A 17,996-nucleotide genomic window follows, 5' to 3' on the forward strand; every position below is an offset into this window, starting at 1 on the left:
CGGAGCAAATCCGATGCGGAACCGGATCAGGCAGGCGGCATTCGCGCTCTTGGGCGCAGCCGCAGTGCATCTTCCGGTTCCGGTTTTCGCTGCCGCCTGGGATATCAGCAAGGCGAGCAGCAATTTCGACCTGGTTTCGCTGGATGACGCCGCACTTGCCGAACGCAAGATCACCGTGGTCAAGATGGGCGACGTGCAGCTGACGTCGGGCCATATCATTGCAGCTGATCCGCTGGCGCAACCCGATCGCCCGGCCTTCATCCGGACTGTTCCACCCGGCAACTACCCCGTTACCCTCTACCAGGCCTTCGGCCGTGTCGCCGCCGCCAGCATGCGCTTTGGCGAGGGGAAGCCTGCGCGCTGGGAGATGGCGGCGATCCCCGGTCAGGATCCGGCGGCGCTGAAGGATGACGAGATCCTCGGCTATCCTGTCGATGCCGGCCTCGGCAGCTACATGGATGCCGATACACTAAAGCTTCTTGAGGAGCGGGCGGAAACGGAGCAGGCGGCAAAGCCGGATGAAGATGTGAATTATTACGACGTCATCGCGCCTGAATTGAATGCCAATGGCGGCCGCTTCGCGCTGCATTCGCCGGTATCAGGCAAGCCCGGTAATGTGGCGATCTTCTGGAGCGGTTGGGGTGATGGTTTTTATCCGGTCTTCTGGGGTCTCGCAGACGACGGTCATCCGCTGGTGATGTTGACGGACTTCTATGTGATCGAAAATTCCGATGGGCGGAAGGAGCCGGTGGCGCAATGAGCAAGAAATCGAGCCTTGCAGCACTCATTGCAGCGTCTGTCCTGGTCCTGCCCGGCTTTGCTGCGGCGGCAGATTGCCCGCTGTCTAACGCCGTCTATACGGATCGTGACGGCACCTATCAGCTGAAATTCTCGCCGCTGAATTCCGATGCGGCGGCTGCCAGCAATCAGTTCAAGATGACGGTCAAGGACAGCAAGGCTGTGCTTGATGGCTACGTCATGCCCTCCGAAGACCCGGCCCGGACGATCGGCATGGTGATGTTCAATTGCCCCGAAGGCGATGCGACCGGGGCTGATCTCGACGCCTGCACGATCTGGCAAGGTCCGGTCTATGGCGTCGACGACAAGGGCGCGATCGACAACCTTCCCGGCGAAAAATCGAATGCCGTTGCCAGCATCGTGTTGCCTGCGATCGGTCCGGCGCTGCGCGATTCATCGATCCTCGGCGAGGGCAAGCAGGCCGTTGCACCCTGGGATGTGTTTTCGTTCAAGGAGTGCGTGAAGTGAGCGATGCTCCCGTTCTTCTCGTCACCGGCGGAAGCCGCGGCATCGGCGCTGCGGTCTGCAGGCTTGCGGCGAGCCAAGGATGGCGCGTTGCCGTCAATTATGCCGCCAATGCTGCGGCTGCCGAAAGCGTTGTCAGCGAGATCAAAAACAAGGGCGGCGATGCCATCGCCATTCAAGGCGACGTTGGAAATGCCGCTGATATCGCCGCCATTTTTCAGGCCGTCGACCGGCATTTCGGCCGTCTCGATGGCATGGTCAACAATGCCGGCATCGTCGATCAGCCGCAGCGCGTCGATGAAATGAGCGTCGAGCGCATCGAGCGTATGATGCGTATCAACATCACCGGTTCCATCCTGTGCGCTGCGGAAGCGGTGCGCCGGATGTCGACCCGCCATGGCGGCAAGGGTGGCTCGATCGTCAATATTTCGTCGATGGCGGTGATCATTGGCTCGCCGTCGCAATATGTCGACTACGCCGCGTCGAAGGCCGCGATCGATACGTTCACCATCGGCCTAGCGCGCGAAGTCGCGACCGAGGGCGTCCGGGTCAACGCCATCAGGCCCGGTATCATCGATACCGATATCCATGCATCCGGCGGTCTGCCCGACCGCGCCCGGGACATGGCCTCTTCCATCCCGATGCAGCGTCCGGGAACGGCCGCGGAAGTCGCGGATGCCGTGCTTTATCTCCTGTCTTCGAATTCATCCTATGTGACCGGCGCCATCATGAATGTGAGCGGCGGGCGATAGGCTTCCATTTCCTGACCAACGAATAAAAGGAAAAGAACAATGGCTTACGATGTGATCGTTATCGGAACCGGCCCTGGCGGTTATGTCGCGGCAATCAAGGCGGCTCAGCTCGGCCTGAAGGTTGCGGTCGTCGAAAAGCGCGCGACCTATGGCGGCACCTGCCTCAACGTCGGCTGCATCCCCTCCAAGGCGCTGCTGCATGCCTCCGAGATGTTCCATCAGGCCGCCCACGGCATGGACGCGCTCGGCATCGAGGTTGCGGCGCCGAAGCTCAATCTTGAGAAGATGCTGGCGCATAAGGATGCGACGGTGAAGTCGAATGTCGATGGCGTCGCCTTCCTGTTCAAGAAGAACAAGATCGATGCCTTCCAGGGCACCGGCAAGATCGTCTCGGCAGGCAAGGTTTCCGTCACCGCCGAAGACGGCAAGGTGCAGGAACTCGAAGCCAAGAACATCGTCATCGCCACCGGCTCCGACGTTGCCGGCATTCCCGGCGTCAAGGTCGATATCGATGAGAAGATCATCGTCTCCTCGACGGGTGCGATCGCGCTAGAGAAGGTTCCGGAGACCATGATCGTCGTCGGTGGCGGTGTCATCGGCCTCGAGCTCGGCTCGGTCTGGTCGCGCCTCGGCGCCAAGGTCACCGTCATCGAATATCTCGACAAGATCCTCGGCGCGATGGACGGTGATGTTTCCAAGCAGTTCCAGCGCATGCTCGGCAAGCAGGGCATCGATATCAATCTCAGCGCCAAGGTTACCGGCGTCGAGAAGGGTGGCAAGGGCGCGAAGGTCACGTTCGAGCCGGTCAAGGGTGGCGATGCGCAGACCGTCGAAGCCGACGTGGTGCTGATCTCGACCGGCCGCATTCCCTACACGGCTGGCCTCGGCCTCGAAGAAGCCGGCGTCAAGCTCGATAACCGCGGCCGCGTCGAAATCGATGGCCACTTCAAGACCAATGTCGAAGGCATCTACGCGATCGGCGACGTGGTTAAGGGTCCGATGCTGGCACACAAGGCTGAAGACGAGGGCGTCGCACTGGCCGAAATCCTCGCCGGCCAGCATGGCCATGTGAATTACGATGTCATCCCGAGCGTCGTCTACACCCAGCCTGAAGTCGCCTCCGTCGGCAAGACCGAGGAAGAGCTGAAGGCTGCAGGCATCGCCTACAAGACCGGCAAGTTCCCGTTCACCGCCAACGGACGCGCCCGCGCGATGCTGGCGACCGACGGTTTCGTGAAGATCCTGTCCGACAAGGAAACCGACCGCGTCCTCGGCGGTCACATCGTCGGCTTCGGCGCCGGTGAAATGATCCACGAAATCGCCGTTCTGATGGAATTCGGCGGCTCCGCGGAAGACCTCGGCCGCACCTGCCACGCGCATCCGACCATGTCGGAAGCCGTGAAGGAAGCGGCGCTGGCGGCGTTTTTCAAGCCGATCCATATGTAAGATTGGTCATTGCTTACCAGAAAGCCGCGGTCCGAGAGGGCTGCGGCTTTTTTGTTCGCGCGACCCATAAACTCCCTCATTCCTGTGCTTGTCACAGGAATCTAGCCACCGCGCGTCTGCGCGGTGAAAGGACTCTCTTCGACCCAAGGACTTGGGCCGGCTGGATCCCTGTGACAAGCACAGGGATGAGGGCGTTTGTGGGGCGCGCGAAGACCTAGGTCTTCAATTCACCGCGGTAACCGTAAAGCCCTGCTTACGCAGCAGTTCGATCACGCCCTGATCGCCCGGCAGGTGCAGGGCGCCGACGGCCATGAATACGTTGCCGTTGGCGAGGATCGGTGCGGCGCGGTCGGCCATCACCTTGTTGCGGTCGAGGATGATGCGCTGTTCGAAGGCGGCGTAGTCGCCGTCGCCACCCTCTTCGGGAGATACGGTCTTCAGCATCGGGATAGTCATGCCGACATCGCCCGAGAGATAGAGGTCGGTCATGGTTTCGACCACGTCGTTCATCTTCGGGCCGAGTTCCAGCGTTTCGATCAGTGATTTCAGGTGGAATTCCATCGGCAGCTCGGCCATCGCCTGCAGCTGTTCGGCAAGGGTTTCGAGGCCCTTGACCTGCTTGCCCTGCTTGATGGCGTCGGCGGCGATCTTCTGGTCGAGGAACTGTACGCCCTTGGCCTTGCGGGCGATTTCGCAGGCGGGGAGCGCCACGGCGCTGGCGATCATCCACGGGCGCATGCGCGATACGGCTGAAAGCGGAATGCCGCGCTGCTTCAGGCCGGCGTCGAGACGGGCATAGTCTTCGGGCGACAGAAGCTTGTCGATGGTGGTGCCATCGGTGAACATGGTGAGATCAGGGCGGGCGAGGAGGGCGGCGGCGGCCTTCTTCTCGTCGAGGATTTCGTCGGATTCGATGACGATCGTATCAGCGCTGTCATGCGCTGCCTGGGCGTAGGCAGGAAGGCTCAGGACGCGGGGATCGGTGACGTGCATGCTGCCGAGTAGCCAGGAGGGTTTCAAGCCGGGCTTCTCGATCTTCCAGAAGATGCCCTTGCCGTTCGGAACAGCATCGGCTTCCTTGACGACTTCGGCGTAGCGGGCCGGGTCGCTCTGCTTCAGCTCGGCCATCAGATCCTTGCCGGAGCAGCTGTCATCGGCAGCGGCAGCGGGCGAAACGGAGAAGAGAACGGCCAGCAGCGCTGCGGCCAGCAGCATGTGGAAGGCCGCGATCAGCCAGAGCAGGATGTTGCCCGGCTGCGCGATCTGCAGTCTGCGATGGCCGATGGAAATCGTCATGATTGGTGGTTCCGCTCGCGGTGCTTGATCAGTCTCATGCTCTACGCCGCCTTCGCGCATATTCCTTTAAGGGAATGCGTTAACGAATGATTACGCCCTTGGGTGGGCACGGTCATAGACTTCGAGCAACCGGGCCGAATCGACGCCGGTATAGACCTGGGTGGTGGAAAGGCTGGCGTGGCCGAGGAGTTCCTGGATGGTGCGCAGATCGCCGCCGCCTGCCAGGAGATGCGTTGCGAAGGAGTGACGCAGCGCATGCGGCGTTGCCGTCTCCGGCAGGCCGAAGGCGCTGCGCATCGTCTGCATCGTGCGCTGGATGATCGCCGGCTGCAGCTTGCCGCCGCGGGCGCCGCGGAAGAGCGGCTCGGTTGCCTCAAGATGAAACGGGCAGAGCGCGCGGTATCTACCGATCGCCTCCCCGACGATGGCAAGCAGGGGGACCAGGCGTGTCTTGTTGCCTTTACCGGTGATGCGCAGTGACGTTGCGCCGGCGTGGAAATCTCCGGGTGTCAGATCGAGCGCTTCGGAGATGCGTAGGCCGCAGCCGTAAAGCAGTGTCATGACCGCGGCGTCGCGGGCGGCGATCCAGGGCTCGTCGTGCATCTGCGCCTCGCCGCTGACGACGGTGACGGCCTGTCGATCTGAAAGCGGCTTCGGCAGCGATTTCGGCTGTTTGGGTGAGCGCACCGCGCTGGCACCGGCAGCGTTCACCAGGCCCTTCTTTTCGAGATAGCGAAGCAGCGAGCGCAAGCCTGCGAGATTGCGGCCGAGCGAGCGGGCGCCGGAACCTTCCTTGCGGCGGGCAGCCAGGAAGGCGCGGAAATCGGCGGGGCGCAACGCCTGGATATCCTTCAGCGTCGTGGGGCCGCCAAGATGGCCGGTGAGGAAGGTCAGAAACTGACGGCTGTCGCGTTCGTATGCATCCAGCGTGTGGGCCGAAAGGCGGCGTTCGTTCGCGAGGCTCATAAGCCAGGCGCTACGTTCGGCCATCAGCCGCGGATCGGCAATAATCAGAAGTTCGTTCACGGCGGCGGCCTTGATTTTGGTGTTCGCTGCCGATCTTGACCGAGGGACATTATGGAATCGCTAAGATCAGCCAAGCCAAATCAGGAGCCGCGTCCCGCCCATTCTTTTTGACGTCGCTTTGCGTTAAAGCGATGTCATGCGCCTTCGCTCGATGTTTGCCCAGAATTACCGTTCGCTGCGTTCGATCCGCATGGATCTGGCGGATACGACGCTGTTCCTTGGCGAAAACGGTGCGGGTAAATCCAATCTCTACCGCGCGCTGCAGCTGGTACAGGCGGCGGTGCGGGGACGATTGGCGCACGAGCTTGCAGCGGAAGGCGGGATGCTCTCGGCGCTCTGGTCGGGGACGCGGCGCCAATCCGAGGGACCGGCGCGTATCAGGCTCGAAGTCGAGATCGTCGACGAGGAGCGGGCGATCACGTTCCGCTACCATGTCGAAGCCGGGCTCCGGCCTCCGAGCGCTGCGGCCGGCTTTGCGCTTGAGCCACAGGTGAAGGCCGAGGAGCTTTCGGTCGAGACCGGGCGCCGGGCGGTGGTGATGATGAAACGTGACGGGCCCGCCATTTCGGTGCGCGGCGGCGACGGCCGGATGGAGAACTATCCGGATGAGGCGCTGACCTCGGAAACGGCGATCGCGCTGCTCGGTGACGCCGGGCATTTTCCGGAGGTCGCGGCCTTCCGGCGGATTGTTAGCAACTGGCGCTTTTTCCATGGCTTCCGCACCGATCGGGCGTCGCCTCTGCGTCACCCCTGCCTCGCCGTCACCGGTCCGATGCTGGATGAGGATGGTGCCAATCTGGCCGCTGTGTTCGCAACGCTTGTCCATACAAGGCAGGATACGGTGGAGCTCGACCGTATTCTGGCATCGGCGCTCGGCGGGGCGAAGCTCGTTGTTCCTGATCCGGGAGAGACGGCAGAGTTTGGCCTTGTTCTGCCCGATTTTCCGCATCGGCTGTTTCAGCCCCGCGAGCTTTCGGATGGACAGATTCGTTTTCTCGGTCTTGCGGCTGCACTTCTTTCCTATCGGCTGCCGCCATTGATCGCGCTCAACGAACCCGAGGCGAGCCTGCATCCCGATATGCTGTTGCCGCTTGCCGACATGATTGCCGAGGCTTCGAAGAGCAGTCAGGTCTGGATCGTGACGCATTCCGAAAAGCTGGCGGAAGCGGTGCGTGAGCGATGCGGCGTTCGTCCGCGCAAGGTGATCCGTGAGAATGGCGCGACATGGATCGAAGGCATGCGGCTGACGGGCACGATTGCTGGTGACGATGACGACGACTAGCCGTTTTCAGCGGGTTTCCTTTCTGTTGCGTTGCGGGCATGGTCTGCCGCGATGAGCACAGATTCGTCCGATCTCTTTGGCGCATTGTTCGAGACACCACCGGCAACCCGCACGGTTCCGGTGCTCGTTCCGCTGCCTGCACCGCGGCCCTACTCCTACGCCGTGCCTGAGGGCATGGCGGTCGAGCCCGGTTCTGTCGTCCAGGTGCCGCTTGGGCCGCGGCAGGTGATCGGCGTCGTCTGGGATGGCGGCGAAGATGGCGTCGATCCGAGGAAGCTGCGGCCGATCACCCATGTCTTCGATTGCCCGCCGCTGACCAAGGAGATGCGCGATTTCATCGATTGGGTCGCTGCCTATACGCTCTCGCCGCCCGGTCTCGTGGCGCGCATGGCATTGCGCGCACCGAATGCTTTCGAACCGGAGCCGATGGTGGAAGGCCTGCGCTTCGTCGGCGGCGAACCGGAGCGGATGACGCCAGCACGTGCCCGCGTGCTCGATACGGCTTCCGATGGCGTTTCGTGGACGCGGACGGGGCTTGCCCATGCCGCGGGTGTTTCCACTAGCGTTGTGGATGGCCTGATCAGCCAGGGGATTTTCGAAACAATCTTTCTGCCGCCGCCGCCGGTTGTCGCGAAGCCCGATCCGGATTTTTCGCCGTCGCGGCTCGCTGGACCGCAGAAGGAAGCCGCCGACGATATTCTGGCCGAGGTGCGCAACGGCGCCTTCGCGGTGTCGCTGATCGATGGGGTAACGGGGTCCGGCAAGACCGAAGTCTATTTCGAGGCGATCGCCGAGACGCTCAGGCGTGGCAAGCAGGTGCTGATCCTGCTGCCAGAGATCGCGCTGACGGCGAGCTTCCTCGAACGCTTTCAGGATCGCTTCGGGGCCAAGCCCGCCGAATGGCATTCGGACCTCGCGCCGCGCATGCGAGAAAAGGTCTGGCGGCAGGCGGTGACCGGCGAGGTGCGCGTCGTTGCCGGTGCGCGCTCGGCGCTGTTCCTGCCCTTCGAGGATCTCGGTCTCATCATCGTCGATGAGGAGCATGACCCGGCTTACAAGCAGGAAGACAGGGTCTACTACAATGCGCGCGACATGGCCGTGGTGCGCGGCCGTATCGGTGATTTTCCAGTCGTGCTGGTTTCGGCCACGCCATCGGTGGAGAGCCAGGTCAATGGCCAGAGCGGCCGCTACACGACGATCCATCTGCCGACGCGCTTCGGCGATGCGGCGATGCCTGATCTTCACCTTGTCGATATGCGGCGTCACGCGCCGGAGCGCGGCGGCTTCCTGTCGCCGGTGCTGATCCGGGCGATCGGCAAGACGGTGGAGAAGAAGGAGCAGGCGCTGCTCTTTCTCAACCGACGTGGCTATGCACCGCTGACGCTCTGCCGTGTCTGCGGTCACCGCTTCCAATGCCCGCAATGTTCAAGCTGGCTCGTGGAGCACCGCTTCCGAAGCCAGCTGCAATGCCATCAATGCGGCCATACCGAGCGCACGCCTGAGGCATGCCCGGAATGCGGCACGCTCGATCATCTCGTCGCCTGTGGCCCCGGGGTGGAGCGGATTGCCGAGGAAGTCGAGCGGCATTTTCCCGACGCGCGCACCATCGTGCTCTCTTCCGATATCACCGGCGGTGTGAAGCGGCTGCGGCTGGAGCTTGATGCGATCGCCAAGGGTGAGGCCGATATCGTCATCGGAACGCAGCTCGTCGCCAAGGGGCATAACTTCCCGCTGATGACGCTGGTTGGTATCGTCGATGCCGATCTCGGGCTGGCGAATGGCGATCCGCGTGCGGCGGAGCGAACCTTCCAGCTGCTGTCGCAGGTCACCGGCCGCGCCGGGCGAACCGGCCTCAAGAGCCACGGTCTGTTGCAGACCTATCAGCCGCAGCATCCCGTCATGCAGGCGATCGTCTCGGGCGATGCGGGTGCCTTCTACGAGCGCGAGATCACCGAGCGCGAGCGCGCGATTCTCCCGCCGTTCGGCCGTCTTGCCTCGATCATCGTTTCGGCGGAGACCCGCCAGGACGCGGAGGCCCATGCGCGCGGCATCCGCGGTTCTGCGCCGCAGGTCTCGGGCATTTCCGTGCTAGGGCCGGCCGAGGCGCCGCTTGCCATCGTTCGAGGCCGCCATCGCTTCCGGCTGCTCGTCCACGGGCGGCGCAATTCCGATATGCAGGCCTTTCTGAAGACCATGCTGTCGCAGGCGCCAAAAGAACGCGGCTCCATTCAGGTGCAGCTCGACGTCGATCCGCAGAGCTTCCTTTAAAAACAGCGCCTGCTGGCCGTTTTCCACCGCCTGCAATCATGCCATAAGGACTGCCAAACGCGGCATGATTTGGGGTCGATTCATGGAGTTCTATTTTCCGGAAACCTTTGGCGAGCAGCTGGCATTCTGCTGCGCGGCATTCACGGCGGCTGCCGGTTTCGTCATGATGTTCGCGCCCGGTTATGCGATGAAGCTTTTTGGGCTTGCGCCGCGCGGCGAGCGGCGGGACGGCTATGCGGAGCAGAGGTCGGTCGGCGGATTCTATCTCGGATTCGGCCTTGCGGCGATCATGCTGGCGCAGGACTTCATCTATATGGCGCTCGGCGCCGCCTTCGCCATGGCGTTTTTCGCACGCATCATTTCGCTCCTTTCAGATAAGGGGAGCACAATTATCAACTATTTACTTCTGGTTGTGCAGGCGATCCTCGCGGCTGTTCCGCTGGCCTATTCTTTCGGCTTCCTCACAACCTGAATTACCGGGCAGCGGACCGCCTGCTCGCCTGCCTCCACGCCATTTCACGATTTTGCCGATAGAAAATCATTCGAAAGGCATATTCGGGCGTTACGCGTGTTGCGAGTCCCTGCGTCCTATGTTAGACGGACCCCGAATTTCGGAAGAAGCAAGAGGCTTCTCTTGCGATTTCTGGGGGAAATCAAAACGAATTCAAGAGCATAGGTCAGGCGCCCGCCGACGGCCGGATTCTTGAATTGAAATCAGGGAAATTTGTGCCCGTGGCAGACACGTCCCAGCTTACTTCTGGTGTTGCAGAGCGATATGCGTCCTCGCTGTTCGATCTGGCGCTTGAAGAAGGTGCCGTCGAGAGCGTCACCGCTGATCTCGACCGTTTCCAGGCGATGCTGGATGAGAGCGACGACCTGAAGCGTTTCGTCGCCAGCCCGGTATTCTCGGCTGACGATCAGCTGAAGGCTATCGTCGCCATCAGCGAGAAGGCCGGTATTTCCGGTTTCGTCGGTAACTTCCTGAAGGTCGTGGCGCGTAACCGCCGCCTGTTCGCCCTCCCGGGCATGATCAAGGCCTTCCGCATCATCGCTGCCCGTCAGCGTGGCGAAATTTCTGCCGAGGTTGCCTCGGCCCATGCGCTGACCGCAGCGCAGGAAACTGAATTGAAGGCGGCGCTGAAGAGCGCCACCGGCAAAGACGTGGCGATTGCCGTCACGGTTGATCCGTCAATTCTTGGTGGTCTGATCGTGAAGGTCGGGTCCCGTCAAATTGATACGTCGCTTCGTACCAAACTTTCTACTCTCAAGCTTGCATTGAAAGAGGTTGGCTGATGGATATCCGCGCCGCGGAAATTTCCGCAATTCTCAAAGATCAAATCAAAAACTTCGGCAAAGAAGCTGAAGTCTCGGAAGTCGGCCAGGTTCTCTCTGTCGGCGACGGTATTGCTCGCGTTTACGGTCTGGACAACGTTCAGGCCGGTGAAATGGTCGAGTTCCCCGGCGGCATCCGCGGTATGGCCCTGAACCTCGAATCCGACAATGTCGGCGTGGTTATCTTCGGCTCGGACCGTGACATCAAGGAAGGCGACACCGTCAAGCGTACGGGTGCCATCGTTGACGTTCCGGTTGGTCCGGAACTTCTCGGCCGCGTTGTCGACGCTCTCGGCAATCCGATCGACGGCAAGGGCCCGATCAACGCAACACGCCGTTCTCGTGTTGACGTCAAGGCTCCTGGCATCATTCCGCGTAAGTCGGTTCATGAGCCGATGTCGACCGGCCTCAAGGCTATCGACGCGCTCATCCCGGTCGGCCGTGGCCAGCGCGAGCTCGTCATCGGTGACCGCCAGACCGGCAAGACCGCCATCATTCTCGACGCGATCCTGAACCAGAAGGCTATTCATGAGTCTGGTCCGGAAGGCGAAAAGCTGTTCTGCGTCTACGTCGCTGTCGGCCAGAAGCGCTCGACGGTTGCCCAGTTCGTCAAGGTTCTCGAAGAACGCGGCGCTCTGAAGTACTCGATCATCGTTGCTGCGACGGCTTCCGATCCGGCTCCGATGCAGTTCCTGGCACCGTTTGCCGGTTGCGCCATGGGCGAATACTTTCGTGACAACGGTCAGCACGCTCTCATCGGCTACGACGACCTTTCCAAGCAGGCCGTTTCCTACCGCCAGATGTCGCTCCTGCTGCGCCGCCCGCCGGGCCGCGAAGCTTATCCGGGCGACGTTTTCTACCTTCACTCGCGTCTCCTCGAGCGCGCTGCAAAGATGAGCGACGAAAAGGGCGCCGGTTCGCTGACCGCTCTGCCGGTCATCGAAACGCAGGGTAACGACGTTTCGGCGTTCATTCCGACCAACGTGATCTCGATCACCGATGGCCAGATCTTCCTTGAAACCGACCTGTTCTATCAGGGTATCCGCCCGGCTGTTAACGTCGGTCTGTCGGTTTCGCGCGTCGGTTCTGCCGCGCAGATCAAGGCGATGAAGCAGGTTGCCGGCTCGATCAAGGGCGAACTCGCCCAGTATCGCGAAATGGCCGCCTTCGCTCAGTTCGGTTCGGACCTCGATGCCTCGACGCAGCGCCTGCTGAACCGCGGCGCACGCCTGACCGAACTTCTGAAGCAGCCGCAGTTCTCGCCGCTGAAGACCGAAGAGCAGGTTGCTGTGATCTTCGCTGGCGTGAACGGCTATCTCGACAAGATTGCCGTCAATCAGATCGGCAAGTTCGAACAGGGTCTGCTTTCTTACCTCCGCTCGGAAGGTAAGGCGATCCTCGATACGATCCGCACGGAAAAGGCCATCAGCGACGATACGAAGGGCAAGCTCGTTGCTGCTCTCGACTCGTTCTCGAAGTCTTTCGCCTGATCGGGCTCAGTTAGGACGGATAACGGATGCCTTCACTTAAGGATCTGAAAAACCGGATCGCCTCCGTCAAGGCGACGCAGAAGATTACCAAGGCGATGAAAATGGTCGCCGCGGCTAAGCTTCGGCGTGCGCAGGAGGCGGCCGAGGCCGCCCGGCCTTACTCGGAGCGCATGGCGGCTGTTCTTGCGAACATCGCCCATGCGGTTACCGACGCCGACGGTGCACCGTTGCTCATGACCGGTACAGGCAAGGATCAGGTTCACCTGCTCGTCGTCTGCACCGCAGAGCGCGGTCTTTGCGGCGGTTTCAACTCGCAGATTTCGCGTTTTGCACGTGATCATGCCCGCAAGCTCATTGCTCAGGGCAAGACCGTCAAGATCTTCACCGTTGGCAAGAAGGGCTACGACAGCCTGCGCCGCGAATTCTCTTCGCTCATCACCGAGCGCAAGGAACTGCGCGACGTCAAGCGTGTCGGCTTCGAAAATGCGGACCAGATCGGCAAGCGCATTATCGAGATGTTCGAAGCTGGTGAGTTCGACGTCTGCACGTTGTTCTATTCCGAATTCAAGTCGGTCATCAGCCAGATCCCGACGGCACAGCAGATCATCCCCGCGAAGGTGCCGGAAGGCGTCACCGAGGATGCTGCCCATGCCGGCGCTGTCTATGAATACGAGCCGGATCCGGCATCGATCCTCGAGGATCTGATTCCGCGCAACATTTCTGTCCAGATCTTCCGCGCGCTGCTTGAAAACGCAGCTGGCGAGATGGGCGCGAAGATGAGCGCCATGGACAACGCGACACGTAACGCAGGTGAGATGATCAACAAGCTGACGCTCAACTACAATCGTCAGCGTCAGGCGCAGATCACCAAGGAACTCATTGAAATCATTTCGGGCGCGGAAGCGCTCTGAGGTTAGAGAAAGAGGGTATTAGAATGGCTAGGGCAGCTACCCCGAAGGCGGCAGCGAAGACCGCCGCTAAGAAGACCGCCACAGGCTCTGTCGGCAAGGTCACACAGGTTATCGGCGCCGTCGTCGACGTGGCTTTCGAAGGCGAACTGCCGGCGATTTTGAACGCGCTCGAAACCACGAACATGGGCAACCGCTTGGTTCTTGAAGTCGCGCAGCACCTCGGTGAAAACGTCGTGCGTACGATCGCCATGGACTCGTCCGAAGGTCTCGTTCGCGGCCAGGAAGTTTTCGACACCGGCGCGCCGATCTCGGTTCCGGTCGGTCCTGAGACCCTCGGCCGTATCATGAACGTCATCGGCGAGCCGGTTGACGAAGCTGGTCCGCTGGTCACCGCTTCCAAGCGCGCCATCCACCAGGATGCACCGTCTTACGTCGAGCAGTCGACGGAAGCGCAGATCCTGGTTACCGGCATCAAGGTCGTCGACCTTCTCGCGCCTTACGCAAAGGGCGGCAAGATCGGCCTCTTCGGCGGCGCAGGCGTCGGCAAGACCGTTCTCATCATGGAACTGATCAACAACGTCGCCAAGGCGCACGGTGGTTACTCGGTGTTCGCAGGCGTGGGTGAACGTACCCGCGAAGGCAACGACCTCTACCACGAAATGATCGAGTCCGGCGTCAACAAGCACGGCGGCGGCGAAGGCTCCAAGGCAGCTCTCGTTTACGGCCAGATGAACGAACCGCCGGGCGCTCGCGCTCGTGTCGCTCTGACCGGTCTGACTGTCGCTGAAAACTTCCGCGACCAGGGCCAGGACGTTCTGTTCTTCGTCGACAACATCTTCCGCTTCACGCAGGCAGGTTCCGAAGTTTCGGCTCTGCTCGGCCGTATTCCTTCGGCCGTTGGTTATCAGCCGACGCTCGCAACGGACATGGGTCAGATGCAGGAACGCATCACCACGACGACGACCGGTTCGATCACCTCGGTTCAGGCCATTTACGTTCCGGCCGACGACTTGACCGACCCGGCTCCGGCAACTTCGTTCGCCCACTTGGACGCAACGACCGTTCTGTCGCGTTCGATCGCTGAAAAGGGCATCTATCCGGCCGTTGACCCGCTCGACTCCACGTCGCGCATGCTCGACCCGATGGTTGTCGGCGAAGAGCACTACGAAGTGGCTCGTAAGGTTCAGTCGACGCTGCAGCGCTACAAGTCGCTGCAGGACATCATCGCCATCCTGGGTATGGACGAACTGTCTGAAGAAGACCGTCTGGCCGTTGCCCGTGCCCGCAAGATCGAGCGCTTCCTGTCCCAGCCGTTCTTCGTCGCCGAAGTCTTCACCGGTTCGCCGGGCAAGCTCGTCGCGCTCGAAGACACGATCAAGGGCTTCAAGGGCCTGGTCAACGGCGACTACGACGACATGCCGGAAGCAGCCTTCTACATGGTCGGCTCGATGGAAGAAGCCATCGAAAAGGCCAAGAAGCTCTCCGCAGCCGCTTGATGAGCGACGCGCAAGACGAGATTTTCTGCTGCGACTCCCTTCGGGTGGTCGTGGCAGATCTTCCGGAACCCGCAGCGCCCACCGTCTACAGGGCGGATAACGGTGCGCTGATGATGGTTGTCGGATTGGTTCAGGCCGAAGAAGGCCTCGGCTATCTCGATCAGGCGATACAGCACTGCCCGTTCTGCGGGACCAAACTGCAAGATGCAAAGGCCGAGAAGGTAAGTCACTGATGGCTGACAATTTCAATTTTGAACTCGTATCTCCGGAGCGTCTGCTCCTGTCGGAGATGGTGACGGAAGTTGTCATTCCGGCAACCGAGGGCGAGATGACGGTCATGGCCCACCATGCGCCGACGATGACGACCATCAAGCCCGGCATCGTCAGCGTTCGCTCGGCCTCCGGCAGCAAGCAGGACTACGTCGTGTTCGGCGGCTTCGCCGACATCCTGCCGACGGGCTGCACGCTGCTCGCCGAATCGGCCGTTCCGGTCGAGGAAATCAACAAGGACGAGCTGACCCGCCGTATCGAAGCGGCGCAGAAGGATCTCGATGATGCCGAGCATCACGAGCACAAGTCCAAGCTCGAGCAGTTCATCCTCGAACTCACGCATCTGCGTGGCGTTGTCGAACAGGACTGATCGGGAATAGTCCCAAATGATCGAAAGCGGCCTTCAGGGCCGCTTTTTTCGTTTTGGGCACATGAGTGCCGATCCACTGGCAATGAACATGGGATCTTGAGTATCTGGCGGTCGCGGGCGGCCCACTATCGGCTCTAGATTTTGGCCTCTACGCCGAATAGGGTCCCTCAACTATTCGCAATTGCTGCAGGGAGTTCCCATGAAAAATATTCAGCTTTCGACCTCGGGCGTGTCGGTATCGAGTGTCGTGCTTGGCCTGATGCGGATCAACACGCTGGATGACAGCGGGATTAAAGCCCTCTACTCGGCGGCCCGGGAAATCGGCATCAATATTTTCGATCACGCTGACATCTATGGCGGCGCGCCCCATCGCTGCGAAGCGCGGTTTGGTGACGCTCTTCGCCTCACAGCCGACGAACGGGACAAGATCGTCATTCAAAGCAAATGCGGGATCCGGCCGGGATATTTCGATTTCTCCAAGGAACATATCCTCGCAAGCGTCGACCGGTCCCTCAAGGCCCTGCGGAGCGACTATCTGGACGTGCTTCTATTGCATCGGCCCGATGCGCTGGTGGAGCCGGAAGAGGTCGCAGAGGCATTCGACAAGCTCCATGCATCGGGCAAGGTTCGCCATTTCGGTGTTTCGAACCATACGCCAGGCCAGATCGATTTGCTGAAGACAGCTGTTGCCCAACCGATCATAGCCAATCAGATCCAGCTGAGTGTTGCCCACGCGCCGTCTATCGCATTCGGCGTTGCCGCCAATATGGGCGGATCTGAGCAGTCGATCGACCGGGATGGCGAGCTCGTCAACTACAGCCGGATCAGTAACATCACATTGCAGGCGTGGTCGCCGTTCCAGCATGGTTTCTTTGAAGGCATCTTCCTGGGCGACCGCGAGAACTATCCGGAGCTCAACAAGGTTCTGGACCAACTCGCGGAAACTTACGGCGCGACGCCTGCTGCCATTGCTGTCGCGTGGATCGCGCGTCATCCCGCCAAAATTCAGACGGTGCTGGGAACGACGAACCCCCAACGCCTGCGTGACAGCGCGATCGGAGCTGACATCGAGCTGAGCCGCGAGGAATGGTACCGAATGTTCAAGGCGGCCGGCTATCAACTGCCGTAAAACGTGGAAGCCAACGGGAAGCGGTTGCGCCGGCTCAATGAGGACCGGCGCTGCCCCCCTTGCAGACACTTAGGCGGCGAGTCGCTCGGCCTGTAGGAAGCTCTCTAGAACTGCTGCCTCTTCCTTACTGAGATAGAGCCCCTTCTTGCTGCGCCGCCAGAGGACATCCTCAGCGGTGAAGGCCCATTCGTTCTGCATGAGATAGCGCACCTCGGCCTCGTAGAGATCCGATCCGAAATGCCTGCCGAGATCGGCCATGGATGCGGCCTTGCCAAGCAGGGCATTCGCCCTGGTGCCATAACGGCGGATGAGCCTTCGGGCATGGCTGTCGGCGAGGAACGGATAGGCTGCCTTCAGCTTGCCAACCTCGGCCTCATAGCCCTGTACCGGAAAGTCTCCGCCGGGCAGATGGCTCTTTGCCGTCCACGGACTGCCCTTGACGCCGATCGCCTCGCCGATCTTTTCCAGCGCATGTTCCGACAGACGCCGGTAGGTGGTGAGCTTGCCGCCGAAGACATTGAGCAGCGGCGCGGCATTCGCCTCGGTCCCGTCTTTCCCTTCGAGCTTCAGCACATAGTCGCGCGTCGCTTCCTGCGCCTTCGAGGCACCATCGTCGAACAGCGGACGGACGGCCGAATAGGTCCAGACGATATCCTCGGGCTTCACCGGCTCCTTGAAATACTCGGAGGCCGCATTGCAGAGATAGGTGGTCTCTTCGCCGGAGATTCTGACATCCTTGGGATCGCCGGTGTAATCGCGGTCGGTGGTGCCGATCAGCGTGAAGTCGGTCTCATAGGGAATGGCGAAGATGATGCGGTTGTCGGGGTTCTGGAAGAAATAGGCCTTCGGACCCTCGAACTTCTTCCGAACGATGATGTGGCTGCCCTGAACGAGGCGGACATGCCGTGCCTCGTTCTCGCCGAAGGCGGCGCGGATCACATGATCGACCCAGGGACCGGCGGCATTGACCAGCATGCGGGCCTGGTGCGTCGAAGCCCGGCCCGACAGCGTATCGACCGTCTCGATGGTCCAGAGGCCATTCTCGCGCCGTGCGGAGACGACCTTGGTGCGCGGCATGATCAGCGCGCCGCGGTCGCTGGCATCGCGGGCATTGAGCACCACCATGCGGGCATCGTCGACCCAGCCGTCGGAATATTCGAAGGCTTTGGCAAACAGCGCCTTCAGCGGCTTGCCGGCCGGATCGGTTCGCATGTCGAGCGTTGCCGTCGGCGGCAAGAGCTTGCGGCCACCGAGGTGATCATAAAGGAACAGCCCCAGCCGGATCAGCCAGGCCGGGCGGATGCCGCCCTTGTGATAGGGCAGCACGAAGCGCATCGGCCAGATGATGTGCGGCGCCATCGCCCAGAGCACCTCGCGCTCCATCAGCGATTCACGCACCAGGCGGAATTCGTAATGTTCGAGATAGCGCAGACCGCCATGGATCAGCTTGGTGGCACCCGACGACGTGCCGGAGGCAAAGTCGTTCATCTCGGCCAGCGCTACCGAATAGCCGCGGCCAGCCGCATCCCGGGCGATCCCGCAGCCGTTGATACCGCCGCCGATCACGAATAGGTCGAAGATCTGCCCGCTCACACACGTTCTCCAATGATTTAGTGCTTAAAAGTGAAATTTGTTAAGCGCTAAAACGAAAGAAAGTGAATGTCA

General features: G+C 61.2%; 17 protein-coding genes. 14 read left to right on the forward strand and 3 right to left on the reverse strand.

Annotation, left to right across the window (positions count from 1 at the left end; translation table 11 throughout):
• Nucleotides 1–13 precede the first annotated feature (13 nt).
• Genes AC1DV9_RS11300 through lpdA form a run of 4 tightly spaced genes read left to right on the forward strand, consistent with a single transcriptional unit; the run spans nt 14 to nt 3,461 of the window.
• Nucleotides 14–760: a DUF4241 domain-containing protein gene (locus tag AC1DV9_RS11300; protein ID WP_477947833.1), complete on the forward strand. Its 747-nt coding sequence runs from the start codon at nt 14–16 to the stop codon at nt 758–760.
• Nucleotides 757–1,266, forward strand: coding sequence for a hypothetical protein (locus AC1DV9_RS11305; protein ID WP_477947835.1), 510 nt, complete (start codon nt 757–759; stop codon nt 1,264–1,266). Before AC1DV9_RS11300 ends, AC1DV9_RS11305 begins: the two co-directional genes overlap by 4 nt.
• Nucleotides 1,263–2,015, forward strand: coding sequence for an SDR family oxidoreductase (locus AC1DV9_RS11310; protein WP_477947836.1), 753 nt, complete (start codon nt 1,263–1,265; stop codon nt 2,013–2,015). The genes AC1DV9_RS11305 and AC1DV9_RS11310 overlap by 4 nt, the downstream gene beginning before the upstream one ends.
• A gap of 39 nt (nt 2,016–2,054) precedes the next feature.
• Complete coding sequence (gene lpdA, locus AC1DV9_RS11315; protein WP_477947838.1) at nt 2,055–3,461, forward strand: dihydrolipoyl dehydrogenase; 1,407 nt, start codon at nt 2,055–2,057, stop codon at nt 3,459–3,461.
• 222 nt (nt 3,462–3,683) lie between these two features.
• On the opposite strand, the gene AC1DV9_RS11320 is transcribed toward lpdA, so the two are convergent.
• Together AC1DV9_RS11320 and AC1DV9_RS11325 are read right to left on the reverse strand one after the other, a co-directional pair.
• Nucleotides 3,684–4,757 carry a TraB/GumN family protein gene (locus AC1DV9_RS11320; protein ID WP_477947840.1) on the reverse strand — a complete coding sequence of 358 codons (1,074 nt, stop codon included), beginning with the start codon at nt 4,755–4,757 and terminating at the stop codon, nt 3,684–3,686.
• 90 nt (nt 4,758–4,847) lie between these two features.
• Nucleotides 4,848–5,783, reverse strand: coding sequence for a tyrosine recombinase XerC (locus AC1DV9_RS11325; RefSeq protein ID WP_477947842.1), 936 nt, complete (start codon nt 5,781–5,783; stop codon nt 4,848–4,850).
• Between the two features lie 136 nt (nt 5,784–5,919).
• Here AC1DV9_RS11325 and AC1DV9_RS11330 point away from each other — a divergent pair, with 136 nt between their 5' ends.
• The 10 genes from AC1DV9_RS11330 to AC1DV9_RS11375 all read left to right on the forward strand — a co-directional run bounded on the left by AC1DV9_RS11330 (nt 5,920) and on the right by AC1DV9_RS11375 (nt 16,331).
• A complete protein-coding gene (locus AC1DV9_RS11330) occupies nt 5,920–7,065 on the forward strand; it encodes an AAA family ATPase (RefSeq protein ID WP_477947844.1) in 1,146 nt (381 codons plus the stop codon).
• 51 nt (nt 7,066–7,116) lie between these two features.
• Nucleotides 7,117–9,333: a primosomal protein N' gene (locus AC1DV9_RS11335; RefSeq protein WP_477947846.1), complete on the forward strand. Its 2,217-nt coding sequence runs from the start codon at nt 7,117–7,119 to the stop codon at nt 9,331–9,333.
• A gap of 82 nt (nt 9,334–9,415) precedes the next feature.
• On the forward strand, nt 9,416–9,805 hold the full coding sequence (locus AC1DV9_RS11340) for an AGROH133_08824 family phage infection protein (RefSeq protein WP_112385765.1): 390 nt from the start codon (nt 9,416–9,418) through the stop codon (nt 9,803–9,805).
• A gap of 254 nt (nt 9,806–10,059) precedes the next feature.
• A complete protein-coding gene (locus AC1DV9_RS11345) occupies nt 10,060–10,626 on the forward strand; it encodes a F0F1 ATP synthase subunit delta (RefSeq protein ID WP_112385764.1) in 567 nt (188 codons plus the stop codon).
• Nucleotides 10,626–12,155 carry a F0F1 ATP synthase subunit alpha gene (gene atpA / locus AC1DV9_RS11350; protein WP_112385763.1) on the forward strand — a complete coding sequence of 510 codons (1,530 nt, stop codon included), beginning with the start codon at nt 10,626–10,628 and terminating at the stop codon, nt 12,153–12,155. Before AC1DV9_RS11345 ends, atpA begins: the two co-directional genes overlap by 1 nt.
• A 26-nt stretch (nt 12,156–12,181) precedes the next feature.
• Nucleotides 12,182–13,066, forward strand: coding sequence for a F0F1 ATP synthase subunit gamma (locus AC1DV9_RS11355; RefSeq protein ID WP_112385762.1), 885 nt, complete (start codon nt 12,182–12,184; stop codon nt 13,064–13,066).
• A gap of 23 nt (nt 13,067–13,089) precedes the next feature.
• Nucleotides 13,090–14,562, forward strand: coding sequence for a F0F1 ATP synthase subunit beta (atpD, locus tag AC1DV9_RS11360; RefSeq protein ID WP_112385761.1), 1,473 nt, complete (start codon nt 13,090–13,092; stop codon nt 14,560–14,562).
• Nucleotides 14,562–14,795: a hypothetical protein gene (locus tag AC1DV9_RS11365; protein WP_112385760.1), complete on the forward strand. Its 234-nt coding sequence runs from the start codon at nt 14,562–14,564 to the stop codon at nt 14,793–14,795. Before atpD ends, AC1DV9_RS11365 begins: the two co-directional genes overlap by 1 nt.
• Nucleotides 14,795–15,202, forward strand: coding sequence for a F0F1 ATP synthase subunit epsilon (locus AC1DV9_RS11370; protein WP_112385759.1), 408 nt, complete (start codon nt 14,795–14,797; stop codon nt 15,200–15,202). Before AC1DV9_RS11365 ends, AC1DV9_RS11370 begins: the two co-directional genes overlap by 1 nt.
• 199 nt (nt 15,203–15,401) lie before the next feature.
• Nucleotides 15,402–16,331 (forward strand): aldo/keto reductase, encoded by a 930-nt coding sequence (locus AC1DV9_RS11375; RefSeq protein WP_477947848.1) that lies wholly within the window; start codon nt 15,402–15,404, stop codon nt 16,329–16,331.
• A gap of 69 nt (nt 16,332–16,400) precedes the next feature.
• Here AC1DV9_RS11375 and glpD read toward each other — a convergent pair whose 3' ends face one another.
• The gene (gene glpD, locus AC1DV9_RS11380) at nt 16,401–17,924 is read right to left on the reverse strand and encodes a glycerol-3-phosphate dehydrogenase (RefSeq protein WP_477947850.1); all 1,524 of its coding nucleotides are present in this window, start codon (nt 17,922–17,924) and stop codon (nt 16,401–16,403) included.
• Nucleotides 17,925–17,996 lie beyond the last annotated feature (72 nt).

It is taken from the genome of Rhizobium sp. 01L410 (assembly GCF_056400165.1).